The sequence below is a fragment of the Massilia atriviolacea genome (assembly GCF_003953935.1).
Taxonomy (GTDB): Bacteria; Pseudomonadota; Gammaproteobacteria; order Burkholderiales; family Burkholderiaceae_D; genus Telluria_A; species Telluria_A atriviolacea.
In genome coordinates this window covers 76,074-90,333 of the sequence record NZ_RXLQ01000001.1, presented here as the reverse complement: position 1 = coordinate 90,333, position 14,260 = coordinate 76,074, and the positions used below count along the sequence as shown (strand labels likewise).

The 14,260-nt window shown below is 68.0% G+C and carries 10 protein-coding genes; 7 read left to right on the top strand and 3 right to left on the bottom strand.

Annotated features, from left to right (window positions below; all coding sequences use genetic code 11):
- Nucleotides 1–10: 10 nt before the first annotated feature.
- The 4 genes from EJB06_RS00400 (at nt 11) to EJB06_RS00385 (ending at nt 5,309) form a co-directional block, all read left to right on the top strand.
- Nucleotides 11–1,156 (top strand): DUF3570 domain-containing protein, encoded by a 1,146-nt coding sequence (locus EJB06_RS00400; RefSeq protein WP_126072024.1) that lies wholly within the window; start codon nt 11–13, stop codon nt 1,154–1,156.
- The gene (locus EJB06_RS00395; RefSeq protein ID WP_126072023.1) at nt 1,156–2,061 is read left to right on the top strand and encodes an FAD:protein FMN transferase; all 906 of its coding nucleotides are present in this window, start codon (nt 1,156–1,158) and stop codon (nt 2,059–2,061) included. Before EJB06_RS00400 ends, EJB06_RS00395 begins: the two co-directional genes overlap by 1 nt.
- A 21-nt stretch (nt 2,062–2,082) precedes the next feature.
- A complete protein-coding gene (dsbD, locus tag EJB06_RS00390) occupies nt 2,083–3,921 on the top strand; it encodes a protein-disulfide reductase DsbD (protein WP_229426863.1) in 1,839 nt (612 codons plus the stop codon).
- Nucleotides 3,922–4,058: 137 nt separating this feature from the next.
- A complete protein-coding gene (locus EJB06_RS00385) occupies nt 4,059–5,309 on the top strand; it encodes a DUF819 family protein (protein WP_126072022.1) in 1,251 nt (416 codons plus the stop codon).
- Between the two features lies 1 nt (nt 5,310).
- Here EJB06_RS00385 and EJB06_RS00380 read toward each other — a convergent pair whose 3' ends face one another.
- On the bottom strand, nt 5,311–6,843 hold the full coding sequence (locus EJB06_RS00380; RefSeq protein ID WP_126072021.1) for a phospholipase D family protein: 1,533 nt from the start codon (nt 6,841–6,843) through the stop codon (nt 5,311–5,313).
- Nucleotides 6,844–7,075: 232 nt separating this feature from the next.
- Between EJB06_RS00380 and EJB06_RS00375 the strand changes: the two genes are divergently transcribed.
- Entirely contained in the window at nt 7,076–7,753 is a 678-nt protein-coding gene (locus tag EJB06_RS00375) for a TlpA family protein disulfide reductase (RefSeq protein ID WP_229426893.1), read from the top strand.
- 9 nt (nt 7,754–7,762) lie between these two features.
- Here EJB06_RS00375 and EJB06_RS00370 read toward each other — a convergent pair whose 3' ends face one another.
- Together EJB06_RS00370 and EJB06_RS00365 are read right to left on the bottom strand one after the other, a co-directional pair.
- Complete coding sequence (locus tag EJB06_RS00370; RefSeq protein ID WP_126072019.1) at nt 7,763–8,389, bottom strand: GGDEF domain-containing protein; 627 nt, start codon at nt 8,387–8,389, stop codon at nt 7,763–7,765.
- 58 nt (nt 8,390–8,447) lie between these two features.
- A complete protein-coding gene (locus tag EJB06_RS00365; protein ID WP_126072018.1) occupies nt 8,448–10,115 on the bottom strand; it encodes a sensor domain-containing diguanylate cyclase in 1,668 nt (555 codons plus the stop codon).
- A gap of 282 nt (nt 10,116–10,397) precedes the next feature.
- Here EJB06_RS00365 and EJB06_RS00360 point away from each other — a divergent pair, with 282 nt between their 5' ends.
- Nucleotides 10,398–10,805: a response regulator gene (locus EJB06_RS00360; RefSeq protein WP_164557756.1), complete on the top strand. Its 408-nt coding sequence runs from the start codon at nt 10,398–10,400 to the stop codon at nt 10,803–10,805.
- Between the two features lie 227 nt (nt 10,806–11,032).
- Entirely contained in the window at nt 11,033–14,260 is a 3,228-nt protein-coding gene (locus EJB06_RS00355) for a hybrid sensor histidine kinase/response regulator (protein WP_198420732.1), read from the top strand.

The window sequence follows — 14,260 nt, the reverse complement described above, 5'->3', positions numbered from 1 at the left end:
CGAACAGCACATGACCACCCCACTCCTCCCCGCGCACAATCCGGCCCTCGGCCACGCCATCCTGGCGGCGGCGCTCATGCTGCCAGGCCTGGTGCATGCCGAAACCCCGCCCGAGCACGCGTCCATCAGCGTCAAGCTGCTCAGTTACGAAGAGAACCAGTCCAGCATGGACCGCATCCGCGTGCGCGCGCCGTCGATCTCGGTCGTCGCGCCGGTGGCCGGCGTGTGGTCGGTCTCCGGTTCGCTGACGGCCGACGATGTGTCGGGCGCCTCGCCGCGCTACCACACGGCGGTGTCGGGCGCCTCGCGCATGAGCGACGACCGCAAGGCCGGCGACGCCGCCGTTACGCGCTACTTCTCGCGCGGCAGCCTGACCGTCGGCGCGGCCTATTCGACCGAGCACGACTACGATTCGCGCGCCCTGTCGCTGACCGGCACCATGTCGAGCGAAGACAAGAACACCACGTACTCGCTCGGCGTGGGCGGCTCGGACGACTCCATCAATCCGGTCAACTTCATCGTGCGCGACGAATCGCGCCAGACCCTGAACTTCCTCGCCGGGGTGACCCAGGTGCTGGGACCGAACGACCTGGCGCAGCTGACCGTGACCCACAACCGCGGGCACGGCTACTTTTCGGACCCGTACAAGGCCTTCGACAACCGGCCGCGCAAGCGCAACCAGAGCACCGTCATGGGGCGCTGGAACCATCACCATGCCGCGCTCGGCGCCACCAGCCGCCTTTCGTACCGCTATTACACCGATACCTACGGCATCCGCGCCCACACCTTCGGCGGCGAATACGTGCAGCCGCTCGGCCAGGGCTGGATCGTCACGCCCTCGGCGCGCCTGTATTCGCAGCGCGCGGCGCGCTTCTACTTCGATCCGGTGTACGACGGCGTGCTGGGCGAGCCGTTCCGGCCCGGCTACGAACGCAACCCGGACGCGCTGTCCTCGGCCGACCAGCGCCTGTCCGGCTTCGGCGCGGTGACGCTGGGGATCAAGGTCGCCAGGCAGTTGAGCCGCGACTGGATCGTCGACGTCAAGTTCGAAGCCTACCAGCAGCGCGGCAGCTGGCGCCTGTTCGACAAGGGCAGCCCGGGACTCGAACCGCTGCGCGCCCACAGCATCCAGCTGGGCCTGACGCGCCAGTTCTGATGGACGTCCAGGCATTCCCGTTCGAGGCCATGGCCAGCCGCTGCGAGCTGCGCCTGGCAACGGCGCCCGGCGCCAATGGCGCGGCATTGGCGCGAGCGGCCATCGACGAGGTGCGCCGCGTCGAGCGCAGCTTCTCGCGCTACCGGGCCGACAGCATTGTCGCGCGCATCAACGCCGCCGCCGGGGGCGATGCGCTGGCCTGCGATGACGAGACCAACGCCCTGCTGGACTATGCCGGCGTGCTGCACGCCAGCAGCGGCGGCCTGTTCGACATCACCTCCGGCGTGCTGCGGCGCGCCTGGGACTTCCGCCGTCCTGTCCTGCCGGCGCAGGCGGCGCTCGACGCGCTGCTGCCGCTGGTCGGCTGGCAGCAGGTGGAGCGCGCCGGCGGCGCCGTCCGCCTGGCCAGGGCGGGCATGGAGATCGACTTCGGCGGCTTCGGCAAGGAATACGCGGCCGACCGCGCCGCCGCACTCTTGTGCGCGGCCGGGGTGCGCCACGGTTACGTCAACCTGGGCGGCGACCTGCGCATCATCGGCCCGCAGCCGGACGGCGCGCCATGGTCGATCGGCGTGCAGGACCCGCGCGACAGCGAACGCCTGGCGGCGGCGATCCCGATCGCCAGCGGCGCGCTGGCCACCAGCGGCGACTACGAGCGCTTCATCGACGTCGCCGGCCGCCGCTACTGCCACCTACTCGATCCGCGCAGCGGCATGCCGGTGTCGCACTGGCGCTCGGTCAGCGTGCTCGGGCCGCTGGCGATTGCCGCCGGCAGTTGTTCCACCATCGCCATGCTGATGCAGGAGGACGGCCTGGCCTTCCTCGACCGGTCGGGCATGGCCTACCTGGCCATCGACCAGCAAGGCCAACGCTACTCCAAAGATGTGCAAGCAGCTTCACCCTGAACCAACTACTGGAGAATCACCATGACATCCGCACCTTTCATGAGATGGCTGCTGTCGCTGCTGGCCATGCTCGCCCTTGCCGGCTGGGCGGGCAAAGCCGCCGCGGCCGACGACTTCCTCGATCCCGAGCAAGCCTTCGTGCTGCGCACCGAAGTCAAGGACGGCGGCGCCGTCGCCCTGCGCTGGAGCGTCGCCCCGGGCTACCACCTGTACCGCGACCGCCTCGGCTTCACCAGCGCCGCCGGCCAGGACCCGGTGGCCGCGCCTGGCCTGCCGGCGGGCGTGCGCAAGTTCGACGAGAACTTCAACAAGGAGATGGAAACCTACGCCGGCCAGCTCGATGTCACGCTGGCCGCGAGGTCCAGGCCGTTCACGCTGAACGTGGCCTACCAGGGCTGCGCCGACGCGGGCCTGTGCTACTCGCCCATCACCAAGACCTATCTGGTCGATCCGGCCAGGCCGGGCGTGCTGACGGCGCAGGCCGAGGCAGCGGCACCGGCTGCCGCACCGGCAGCGCCGGCCGCGCCGGCAGCGGCGGCGGCAGTCCCTGAAGACGACACCACCCTGGCCCAGCGCACCCTGCAAAGCGGCAGCCTGTGGCGCATCGGCAGCGCCTTCCTGCTGTTCGGCCTCCTGCTCTCGTTTACGCCCTGCGTGCTGCCGATGGTGCCGATCCTCTCGTCGATCATCGTCGGCGAAGGCACGGTATCGCGTTCGCGCGGCCTGCTGCTGGCCAGCGCCTACTGCCTCGGCATGGCCCTGGTCTACACCGCGCTCGGCGTGGGCGCGGGGCTGGCCGGCGAAGGCCTGGCCGGCGCGCTGCAAAAACCGTGGGTGCTGCTGACCTTCGGCGCGCTGCTGGTCGGCCTGGCGCTGTCGATGTTCGATGTGTATCAGCTGCAGCTGCCAAGCTCCCTGCAATCGCGCCTGTCCAGCACCGGCGGCGCGGTCCAGGGCGGGCGCTTCGCGGGCGTGTTCGTCATGGGCGCGCTGTCGGCGCTGATCGTCGGTCCCTGCGTGGCAGGTCCCCTGGCCGGCGCGCTGCTCTACATCAGCCAGACCGGCAATGCCTGGATCGGCGGCTGGGCGCTGTTTTCGATGGCGCTCGGGATGAGCGTGCCCCTGCTGCTCACGGGGCTGTCGGCCGGCAGCCTGCTGCCGCGCGCCGGCGCCTGGATGAACGGCGTAAAGAAGGTGTTCGGCATGCTGCTCATCGCGGTCGCCATCTGGATGGTCTCGCCGGTGTTCCCGGTGCAGGTGATGATGGCCTTGTGGGGCGGCTTTGCAATCCTGTGCGCGCTGTTCCTGCACGTGGGCCAGGCGCTGCCGCCGCACAGCGGCATCGGCGCCTATGCCGGCAAGGCGCTGGGCGTGCTGATGCTGGTCGGCGGCCTGTTCGAACTGGCCGGCGCGGCCAGCTCGGGACGCGACGTGCTGCAACCGCTGGCGCACCTGCGCGGCGGCGGCGCGATCGCCACCGCGCACGCCGAAGAAGGGCCGCAGTTCACCCGCATCCGCACCGTGGCCGAACTGGAAAAGGCATTGGCCGACACCACCACCCCGGTGATGCTCGACTTCTACGCCGACTGGTGCGTGGCCTGCAAGGAGATGGAACGCATGACCTTCCCGGACAGCGCGGTGGCCGCCTCGATGAAAAAAATGCGCCTGATCCAGGTCGACGTCACGGCCAACAATGCCGACGACCGCGCGCTGATGAAAAAATTCAGCCTGTTCGGGCCACCGGGCATCATCCTGTTCGATGCCAACGGCAAGGAAGTGCCGCAGGGCCGCATCATCGGCTTTGTGCCGGCCCAGCGCTTTGCCGAGCGCCTGCAGGCGGCGCACGGCACGGCGGGCTGAGCGCGGCGCAGCGGAAGCCAGGGCGATCTTGGCCCGGTTGACGCTGCCGCCGGGCCGGGCGATACTCGCCGGTTATCGATCCCCGGACTGTGAAGCCAGTCCGGCAGCGGTCGCCGTGTCAATACCCTGGAGCCCGCATGCCCCCTGCCTCTGTTCCCATGATCACCAACGATGCCGTCATCTTCGGCATGCTCGCTATCATCCTCGGCACCGTGATGTGGACCGCCGCCCGCCAGGACGGTTTCTGGAAAAAGTTCTACAGCTACGTGCCGGCCCTGCTGCTGTGCTACCTGATCCCGTCGCTGCTGAACACCCTTGGCGTGATCGATGGCGCCACCTCGAAGCTGTATCCGATGGCGCGCGATTACCTGCTGCCCAGTTCCCTCGTGCTGCTGTGCGTGGCGATCGACTTCAAGGCCATCGTCCGGCTGGGACCGAAGGCGGTGATCATGTTCCTGACCGGCACCGCCGGCGTCATGCTGGGCGCCATCGTCTCGTTCGAGGCAATGCGCCTGATCCACCCCGAGACCGTGGCCGGCGACACCTGGCGCGGCATGACCACCGTGGCCGGCGCCTGGATCGGCGGCGGCGCCAACCAGGCCGCCATGCGCGAAGTGTTCAATGTCGACGCGACCATGTTCGGCCAGTTCGTCGCGGTCGATGTGCTGGTCGGTAACCTGTGGACCGCGATCCTGCTGTTCCTGGCCAGCCGCGCCGCCGTATTCGACCGCTGGACCGGCGCCGACCTGACGGCGCTCAACCGCCTGCGCGACAGCATCGAGCTGTACCAGGCGCAGCACGCGCGCATCCCGAGCCTGACCGACATCATGGTGATTCTCGCGATCGGCTTCGGCGCGACCGGGCTGTCCCATTTTCTGTCGCAACTGCTGGTCAGCTGGATCGGGACCCTGCCCGCCGAATGGCGCCTGCAGGACTACAGCCTGACCTCCGGCTTTTTCTGGATCGTGGTGATCGCCACCACCATCGGCCTGCTGCTCAGCTTCACGAAAGCCCGCACCTACGAAGGCGCCGGCGCCTCGCGCATCGGCTCGGTGATGCTGTACGTGCTGGTCGCCACGATCGGCATGCAGATGAACCTGGCCGCCCTGCTCGAGCGGCCCTGGTTGTTCCTGCTGGGCCTGATCTGGATCTTCTTCCACGGCGGCTTGATGATCCTGATGGCCAAACTGATCAAGGCGCCGCTGTTCATGATGGCGGTCGGTTCGCAAGCCAACATCGGGGCCGCGGCATCGGCGCCGGTGGTGGCCAGCGCCTTCCACCCGGCCCTGGCGCCGGTCGGCGTGCTGCTCGCGGTGCTCGGCTATGCGCTGGGGACCTACGGCGCTTACCTGACCGGCATCGCCCTGCGCGCGCTCGCCGCCGGCTAGCTTAAAGCAGCCAGTCGATCGGCAGCAGCGACAGCAAGCCCACTGCCGCGCGCTTCCAGAAACCGGTGCCGGGTTCGGTATCGTGCCGGATCTCGGTCTCGCCCACCCGCTCGGTCCAGTACAGGGCGCCGTCGGGCCCCAGGTGCACCCGGTAGGCGCGCGCCGGCACCTGTTCGCGCAGCGCCCTGGCCATGCGCGCGGCCATGGCCGGGCTCTCGATCACGAAGCCCATCTCGGTATTCAGGTCGGCCGAGCGCGGGTCGAAGTTGAAGGACCCGATGAAGACGCGCTGGCGGTCCACCGAAAACGTCTTCGCGTGCAGGCTCGATGCGGAGCTCCCCAGTTTGCCGCCCTTCGCTCCCGGGGGCGCCCGCTCGCCGCCCACGCCCCGGTGCAGTTCGTACAAGGTCACCCCCGCCTCCAGCAGGCTCTTGCGCCATTTGGCGTAGCCGGCGTGGACGGCCGCCACGTCGGTCGCTTCCAGCGAATTGGTCAAAATGTGCACGTCCACGCCGCGCGCGGCCATCGCCGCAAAATTGGCGGCCCAGGTTTTACCGGGGACAAAGTACGGCGAGACCAGGTCCACCGTCTGCGCCGGCTCGCCCAATAACTGCCGCAGCTGGTAGGCGACCCTGGTGTCGGGCGCCTCGGTGCCGAGCACCTTGCCCGGATCGTCGCTCACCAGCCTTGTTTCGGCCCACTCGAAGGGCAAGGTACGCCCGACCAGCTGTTCCACGAAGGGCGAGGTGCGCACCGCCGCCACGTAGTCGAGCGCCTCGGCGCTCTGCGCTTCGAGCGGATCGGCGCGCCCGGCCGGCGGCACCAGCAGTCCGACCGGATAGGCCGAGCGGCTGTTCCAGTAGCGGTCGAAGTCGCGCGAGACGGCGTCCACCACCGGACCGACCGCCATCACGTCGAGATCGATGAACAGCAGGCTGCCGGCAGCGCCGAAATACTCGTCGCCGATATTGCGCCCGCCGATGATGGTGGCGGCGTTATCGGCGGTGAAGGATTTGTTGTGCATGCGCCGGTTCAGGCGCGAAAAATCGCTCAGGTAGCCCAGCGCGCGGTGCGCGCGCAGCACGAAGGGATTGAACAGGCGTACTTCGATATTGGGCTCGGCGTCGAGCGCGGCGAGGACGGGGTCGAGGCCGGGCGTGTTGTTATCGTCGAGCAGGAGGCGCACCCGCACGCCGCGCTGCGCCGCCGCGCGCACGGCGTTGAACAGCAGGACGCCGGTGGTGTCCCTGCGCCAGATGTAGTACTGGATGTCGAGGGTGCGCTCGGCGGCGTTGGCCAGCATGGCGCGCGCGGCAAAGGCGTCGCGCCCGTTGGCCAGCGAGTACAGGCCCGACATGCCGGGACGGGCCGCGTTCAGGGGCGCCAGCGCGGTACCGAGGCGCGTGGCCGACGTCGCCGCGATGGCATGGCTGGCCGTGCGCCCGTCGAGCGCCGGCAGCCCGGCGCAGCCCTGCAGGGTGGCCGCCGCCAGCAGCAGTGCCGCCAGGGTCGAACCGATTGCGAATAGCTTCATGGTGGGCTCCCGGACCGGGTTAATCCAGGTCTCATCCGTGTGCGCGATAATAGCGAAGTTTGCCTAACCGGACCCGCTCCATGAAAAGAACATCGCCATGAACGTCAGTCTCGGGCCCTTCAGCTTCCAGACGGCGCACTTGTTGCTCGTGATATCGCTACTTATAGCATGCGGTGTCGGAAATTGGGTTGGGCGCCATCAGAAGGTCCGGACCGGCAAGGTCTTGCTGGACATGCTGCTGGTCGGCCTGGTGGCCGGCCGGATCGTGTTCGTGGCCACCTGGTTCGCGCAGTACCGCGCCGCGCCGCTGTCGATCGTCGATATCCGCGACGGCGGCTTTACGCCGTGGGCGGTGGTGCTGGCCGGGCTGGCCTTCGGCGCCTGGCGCATGGTGCAGACGCCGCGCCTGCGCAATCCGCTGGCGGCCGGCGTGCTGGCCGGGGCGCTGGCCTGGTTCACTTCGGGCGCGCCGCTGCTGCTGAACCTGAGCGAGCGCAAGCCGTTGCCGGCGGTGGCGCTGGTCACGCCGGCCGGCGCGCCGGTCGATCTCGCCGCGCTGGCGCAGGGACGGCCGGTGGTGCTGAACCTGTGGGCCAGCTGGTGCCCTCCCTGCCGCGCGGAGATGCCGGTGCTGTCGAGCGCGCAGCAACGCCGGCGCGATGTGCTGTTCGTGTTCGTCAACCAGGGGGAAGATGGCCAGACCGTGACGGCTTACCTGAATGGCAATCGACTGGCGCTGGAGAATGTGCTGCTCGATACCCGCTCGGCCATGGGGCGCGAGGTGGGTTCGAGCGCGTTGCCGACCACCCTGTTCTACGACGCCGGCGGCCGGCTCGCCAATTCGCACCTGGGCGCGGTCTCGGCCGCCTCGCTGGAAAGCAAGCTGAGCGGCTTGCAGAAAAAGCAATAGACGGCGTATTTACATATCGTCCATTGCGGCGAACAGGCCGGCAGGCAATTCCTGTTCGATCTGGACGATCCGGTTGCGCCCTTCCCGCTTGGCTTCGGCCATGGCTTTTTCGGCGCGCTGGATCATCATTTCGGCGGTCTCGGCCGGGGCGTTGGTGGTCAGGCCGGTCGAGAAGGTCACGCTGCGGCCCGGCGTGAGGCCGTCCCAGGCGAAGGCGGCAACCTTGGCGTTGAGGCGGTTCATCGCCAGCACGCCCTGGTGCAGCCAGGTGGCCGGCAGGATGATGCCGAATTCGTCGCTTTCGATGCGGCCGAAACGGTCCAGGGTGCGCAACAGCTCGGTGGCCGAGCGGCTCACCGCCTGCAGGACGGCGTCGCCGGTATCGTGCCCGAACTGCTGGTTGACTTCCTTCAGGTGGTCGATGCCGATCATGGCGAAGCAGAACGGCTGCCCGGTGCGCGAGGAACGCTGCAGTTCTTCGGCCACCAGCTCGGTCAGCGCGCGCCGGTTCAGCACGCCGGTCAGGGTGTCGTGGCGCGTCAGCGACTCGGTCAGCTCCAGGATTTCCTGCTCTTTTTCAGCCAGCCTGGCGCGCAGGGGAGCGCATTCCGGGCAACCGTCGCATGGTGTACTCATGAAAAATTCCTTCAAGTTTGTGCTTGTACGCAAAGCTTAACGCTGGAGTTACTTGCAATCAAGTATTATCGGCGGCGGCAAGCGGCTGGCGTGCACGCGCCGCATCGGCCTGCGCCGGCGCGCTGCCGAGGCGGCGGATGGCGAAGCGGTTGCGCCCGGCCTGCTTGGCCGCGTACAGGGCTTCGTCCGACAGGGCCAGGTAATCCTCCATGCTGGCCGCGCCGCCGCCGATGGCGATGCCGACGCTGGTCGTCACCTGCAACTGCTGCCCGGCGGCCGCGAAGGGGATGCGCGCCATGTCGAGGATCTTGCCGGCCAGGATAGCCGGTTCGGCATCGTCGCGCACGCCTTCGAAGATGGCCACGAATTCGTCGCCGGCCAGGCGCGCCACGCTGTCGGTCGAGCGCACCGCCGCGCGCAGGCGCTTGGCGAACTCGACCAGCACCTGGTCGCCCGCCTTGTGGCCGTAGGTATCGTTGATGGCCTTGAAATGGTCGATGTCGAGGTAGGCCAGCGCCACCACGCTGTCGGCGCGCGCGGCGCGGGCCAGCGCGGCGGCGAAGGTTTCCTCGAACATGCGGCGGTTGTCGATGCCGGTCAGGATGTCGGTGCGGGCCTGGGCTTCGAGCTTGACTTCGGCCTCGCGCCGGTGCTGCGAGAGCGTGAAGAATGCGCGGCTGAGCTCGCCGAATTCGTCGCGCCGGGGCACGTTGAAGACCGCGATATCGGCGCTGCCGTCGGCAATCCTTGCCACATGGCGGCGCAGCGCGCCCAGCGGACGCAGCAGCCGCAAGATGGCCAGCCAGCCGGCCAGGCCCGCCAGCGCCGCCACCGCGACCGAGGCCAGCAGCGCGCTCGGGCGCATCCGGATCAGCGGCGTGAACGCTTCCTCGACCGGGTACACGGCGCCCAGGATCCAGTCGGTCTTGCGCAGGCGCTTGTAGCTGATCAGGGCCCGCACGCCGCTCTTGGTGGGGCCTTCGACCCAGCCCTCGAAACCGTCGAGCGCCGCCTGGGTGGTCGGGATGACCCCGCCGGCCTCGTCCTGCACGCGGCGCAGGATGCGCTCCTTGTCGGGGTGGTGGATCACCGTGCCGTCGCTGGTGACCATGAACAGATAGCCGCTCGCACCCGAGCCGAGCGAGGCCAGCTGGCCGAAAAAGCGCGGCCGCTGGAGGTCGATGGCGCCGCCCAGCATGTAGATCAGCTTGCCGTTGGCGTCGTACAGCGGTTCCGTGATCAGGACCACCGGCTTGCCCGACAGCACGCTCTTGAATGGGCGCGAAATCACGCCCTCTTGCGCGGCGAGGGTGTCGGTGAAGTAGGCGCGCTTGCCGAAGTTCATCTTGTCGTTGTTGCGGCGGTCGTTCAGGTTGGCCAGCATGGTGCCGGTACCGTCGAGCACCAGCACATTGAAGAACTCGTCGCGCAAGCCGGCGTGCGCTTCCAGGAAGGTTTGCAGCCCGCCGCTCGGCCTGCCGTCGGTACGGCCGAGTTCCTCGCGCAGGGTCTTGAGCAGGATCTGGCGCGCCTCCAGGTCGGCATCGATGTAGGCGGCCGCGCTCGACAGCAGCGCTACCTGTTGCGAACCGATCACATCGCGCATCTGGCGCTCGGCCAGGTGCAGCGCGACGAAGGTCAGCACGCTGGTGGCCAGCAGCACCAGTCCGATGACCAGCACGGTCAGGCGGAACTTGAGCGTGGCTGGGTTAAGGGAGAAGCGCATCGGGGCAGTGGCTGGTCGGGGACGGCTCATTCTACCTTGCCCGGACGCCAAGCGTTCCCCCACACCGGCATTGCCGGCCTTAACATAGTTGTGCAAGCGAACGCGACTATTTTGTAAAAATGTTTAACATAACTACATTGTTGAGGTCCCCCGCTGTATGCCGGGCAAGCAGGACGCGCCGCGCGGCGGGGTCGCCGATGACATAGGAAGACTAACGGAACCGTGCAAGCACCGCCCTGCCGGACCGATTCGTGATCAAACCGAAGACTAAAGGTGTACACAGTGCAGCCACAAACCCTCGCCACAAGCCCGACGCCGTCGGCATCCGACCGCCCGCACATCCTGATCGTCGACGACAACGCCGACGCCGCCGACACGCTCGGCACCTATCTGCAACTGTCCGGCTACGAAGTGACCATCGCCACCGACCCGTACAAGGCGCTCAACCTGGCGCGCGAACTGCGCCCGCAGGTCTGCGTGCTCGACATCGGCCTGCCTGGCATGAACGGCAACGTGCTGGCGGAAAACCTGCGGCGCCTGCCCGACACCTCGGGCGCGGTCCTGATCGCCCTGACCGGCTACGGCCAGGCCTACGACAAGCAGCGCTCGCTGGGCGCCGGTTTCGACCATTATTTCGTCAAGCCGGTCAATCCGGGCTCGATCAAGGACTTGATCGACCGCATGCCGTAACCCGGGCGCACCCGCCGCCGGCCGCAGCGCCAGCGCCCACCGCGCTGCGCTGGCGCGCGCGCATGGCGGCCGTTCCGAAAGACCAAAATACAACACCCGTGCGCAAGCGGATGCGATGACACAGGCAGGCTAGCACGCTTGGAAATGTTTCAGCGTCAACGATCATTGCTATAGGTATAATTTGCGCCATCCCGGCGTGCGCCGCCGTTTCACCTTCCACCGCTTTCATGACCTTATCCCCGGCCCTCGCCCCGCTTCCCGCCTTTCTCTCGGATGGGGGCGACATGGGCGCCGTCTACGCCGCCGTCGACTGGGCATCGACCCCGCTGGGACCGATCGCGGCCTGGCCGCAAGCGCTCAAGACCAGCGTCGCCCTGGTCCTGCGCTCGCCGGTGGCGATGACGCTCTTGTGGGGGCCGCAAGGCGTGCTGCTGTATAACGCCGCGTATGCCGTGTTTGCCGGCGCCAACCATCCCGCCATCCTGGGCAAGGGCGCGCTCGAGAGTTTTCCCGACCTGGCCGAGTTCAACCGCCATGTGCTGAAGGTGGTGCTGGGCGGCGGCACCCTGACCTACCGCGACCAGGAGCTGAGCTGGACCCGTAACGGCGCGCTCGAACAGTTCTGGCTCAACCTCGACTATTCGCCGGTGCTGGACGACGACGGCCGGGTCGGCGGCGGCATCGCGATCGTCATCGACACCACCGCCAAGGTGCGCGCCGAACGCCACGCGCGCGGCGAAATGGGCCGCCTGCACAGCATGTTCGAACAGGCGCCCGGCTTCATGGCCCTGCTGGCCGGGCCCCAGCACGAATTCGTGCTGGCCAACAAAGCCTATCTGGACCTGGTCGGCAACCGCGCTGTGATCGGCCGCACCGTGCGCGACGTCCTGCCGGAAGCGGCGGAACAGGGCTTTATCGCGCACCTCGACCGCATGTTTGCCAGCGGCGAAGCGTTTCGCGGCAATGAAGTGGCGTTCGCGATTTCCGCCACCGCCGCCGCGCCGGCGCGCCAGGCCTTCCTCGACTTCGTGTACCAGCCGGTGCGCGACGACGATGGCGCGATCTGGGGCGTGTTCGTGCAGGGCGTCGACGTGACCGAACGCGTGCATGCCGAACGGATGACGCGCGCCAACGAGCGCAAGTTCCGGGTCTGGGCCCAGGCCATGCCCAACCATGTCTGGTCGGCGCGCGCCGACGGCTACCTCGACTGGTTCAACGAGCGCGTGTACGCCTACAGCGGCGCCGCGCCGGGCAGCCTGGACGGCGACGCCTGGACCGCCATCGTCTACGAGCACGACCTGGCCGGCGCCGCCGCGCTGTGGAGCAAGGCCATCGCCGAGCGCGCCGTGTACGAGACGCAATTTCGCATCCGCCGCGCGGACGGCGCCTACCGCTGGCACCTGTCGCGCGCGCTGCCGATCTTCAGCGACAGCGGTGAGCTGATCAGCTGGATCGGCACCAACACCGACATCGACGACCACAAGAGCAGCGCGCTGGCCCTCGAACGCCTCAACAGCACGCTGGCCGAGCAGGTCAATGCCCGCACGGCCGAGCGCGACCGCATGTGGCGCCTGTCGAACGACATCATGCTGGTGGCGGACTTCAATGCCGGCATTGTCGCCGTCAATCCGGCCTTCAGCTGGACCCTGGGCTGGGATGCCGACACGGTGGTGGGACAATCGTTCATGGAACTGGTTCACCCGGACGACCGCGCCGCCACCCTGGAACAGGTCGCCTCGCTGGGCACGGGCGCGACCACCTTCCGCTTCGAAAACCGCTACCGCCGGCACGACGGCGGCTACAGCACGCTGTCCTGGAGCGCGGCGCCCGACGATGAATTCATCCACGCCGTCGGACGCGACATCACCAGCGAACGGCAGGCCGCCGAAGCCATGCGCCAGACCGAACTGGCCTTGCAGCAAGCCCAGAAGATGGAAACCATCGGCAAGCTGACCGGCGGCGTGGCGCACGATTTCAATAACCTGCTGCAGGTTATCTCGGGCAACCTGCAATTGCTGTCGAAAGACGTGCAAGGCAACCCGCGCGCCGCCCAGCGCGTCGACAACGCCATGGCCGGGGTCGGGCGCGGCGCCAAGCTGGCCAGCTACCTGCTCGCCTTCGGACGGCGCCAGGCGCTGGAACCGAAGGTGGTCAGGATCGGCCGCTTCGTGACCGGCATGGAAGACATGCTGCGGCGCAGCCTGGGCGAAGCGATCGATATCGAGACCGTGATTTCGGGCGGCTTGTGGAACACCCTGGTCGACACGGCCCAGCTCGAAAACGCGCTGCTCAACCTGGCCATCAATGCGCGCGACGCCATGGAAGGCAGCGGCCGCCTGACGATCGAAGTCGGCAACGCCCTGCTCGACGACATGTACGCCAGCTGTCACCCGGAGGTGGAAGCCGGCCAATACGTGATGCTGGCCGTGAGCGACACCGGCAAGGGCATGACGCCCGAGGTGCTGGCGCATGCCTTCGAGCCCTTCTTCTCGACCAAGCCGGAGGGCAAGGGAACCGGGCTGGGCTTGTCGATGGTGTACGGCTTCGTCAAGCAGTCCGGCGGCCACGTCAAGATCTACAGCGAAGAAGGACACGGCACCACGGTCCGCATCTACCTGCCGCGCTCGCTGGAAGCGGAGGATGCCCAGGCGCGGCCGGTGGACACCGCGTTCGTCGGCGGCACCGAAACCATCCTGGTGGCGGAAGACGACGAGCAGGTGCGCGCGACCGTGGTGGAAATGCTGAGCGACCTCGGCTACCGCGTGCTCAAGGCCGGCGATGCCGCCAGCGCGCTGACCGTGATCGACAGCGGCGTGCAGGTCGACCTGTTGTTTACCGATGTGGTCATGCCGGGGCCGCTGCGCAGCCCGGAACTGGCGCGCAAGGCGCGCGAACGCCTGCCGCAGCTGGCGGTGCTGTTTACCTCCGGCTATACCGAAAACGCCATCGTGCACGGCGGCCGGGTCGATGCCGGGGTCGAGCTGCTGGGCAAACCGTACACGCGCGAAGCGCTGGCCAAGAAGATCCGCCACGTGCTGGCCAACCAGAAGCAGAAACTGGTCGGCTTGCCCGAGCAGCTGGCTGCGCCAAGCCCGGCGGCGCCGTCGCGGCTGAAGGTGCTGCTGGTCGAGGATGAAGCGGCGGTCGGCGAGATCACCTACGAGATGCTCAAGCTGATGGGCCATGCGGTGGAATACGCCAGCGATGCCCAGGCGGCGCTGGACGCCGTGGCACGCACCGGCTTCGACGTGATGATTACCGATGTCGGCCTGCCCGGCCTGCCCGGCAATGTGCTGGCCGAGAAAGCGCGCGCGGTGTTGCCGGGCTTGTCGGTGGTGTTTGCCACCGGACAGATCCACCCGGGCGTGGCGCCGGGCGACCTGGTGCTCAACAAGCCCTACGACATGGATGCGCTGATGGCCGTCATGCAGAAGGTCATCGAGCGCAGGATGTAG

Excerpts from the sequence above, each read along its gene's own strand:
- EJB06_RS00375 (WP_229426893.1), top strand. The coding sequence starts at position 7,076 with ATGCTGCTGGTCGGCCTGGTGGCCGGCCGGATCGTGTTCGTGGCCACC.
- EJB06_RS00370 (WP_126072019.1), bottom strand. The coding sequence starts at position 8,389 with ATGAGTACACCATGCGACGGTTGCCCGGAATGCGCTCCCCTGCGCGCC.
- EJB06_RS00400 (WP_126072024.1), top strand. The coding sequence starts at position 11 with ATGACCACCCCACTCCTCCCCGCGCACAATCCGGCCCTCGGCCACGCC.
- EJB06_RS00395 (WP_126072023.1), top strand. The coding sequence starts at position 1,156 with ATGGACGTCCAGGCATTCCCGTTCGAGGCCATGGCCAGCCGCTGCGAG.
- EJB06_RS00365 (WP_126072018.1), bottom strand. The coding sequence starts at position 10,115 with ATGCGCTTCTCCCTTAACCCAGCCACGCTCAAGTTCCGCCTGACCGTG.
- EJB06_RS00380 (WP_126072021.1), bottom strand. The coding sequence starts at position 6,843 with ATGAAGCTATTCGCAATCGGTTCGACCCTGGCGGCACTGCTGCTGGCG.
- EJB06_RS00385 (WP_126072022.1), top strand. The coding sequence starts at position 4,059 with ATGCCCCCTGCCTCTGTTCCCATGATCACCAACGATGCCGTCATCTTC.
- EJB06_RS00355 (WP_198420732.1), top strand. The coding sequence starts at position 11,033 with ATGACCTTATCCCCGGCCCTCGCCCCGCTTCCCGCCTTTCTCTCGGAT.
- dsbD (WP_229426863.1), top strand. The coding sequence starts at position 2,083 with ATGACATCCGCACCTTTCATGAGATGGCTGCTGTCGCTGCTGGCCATG.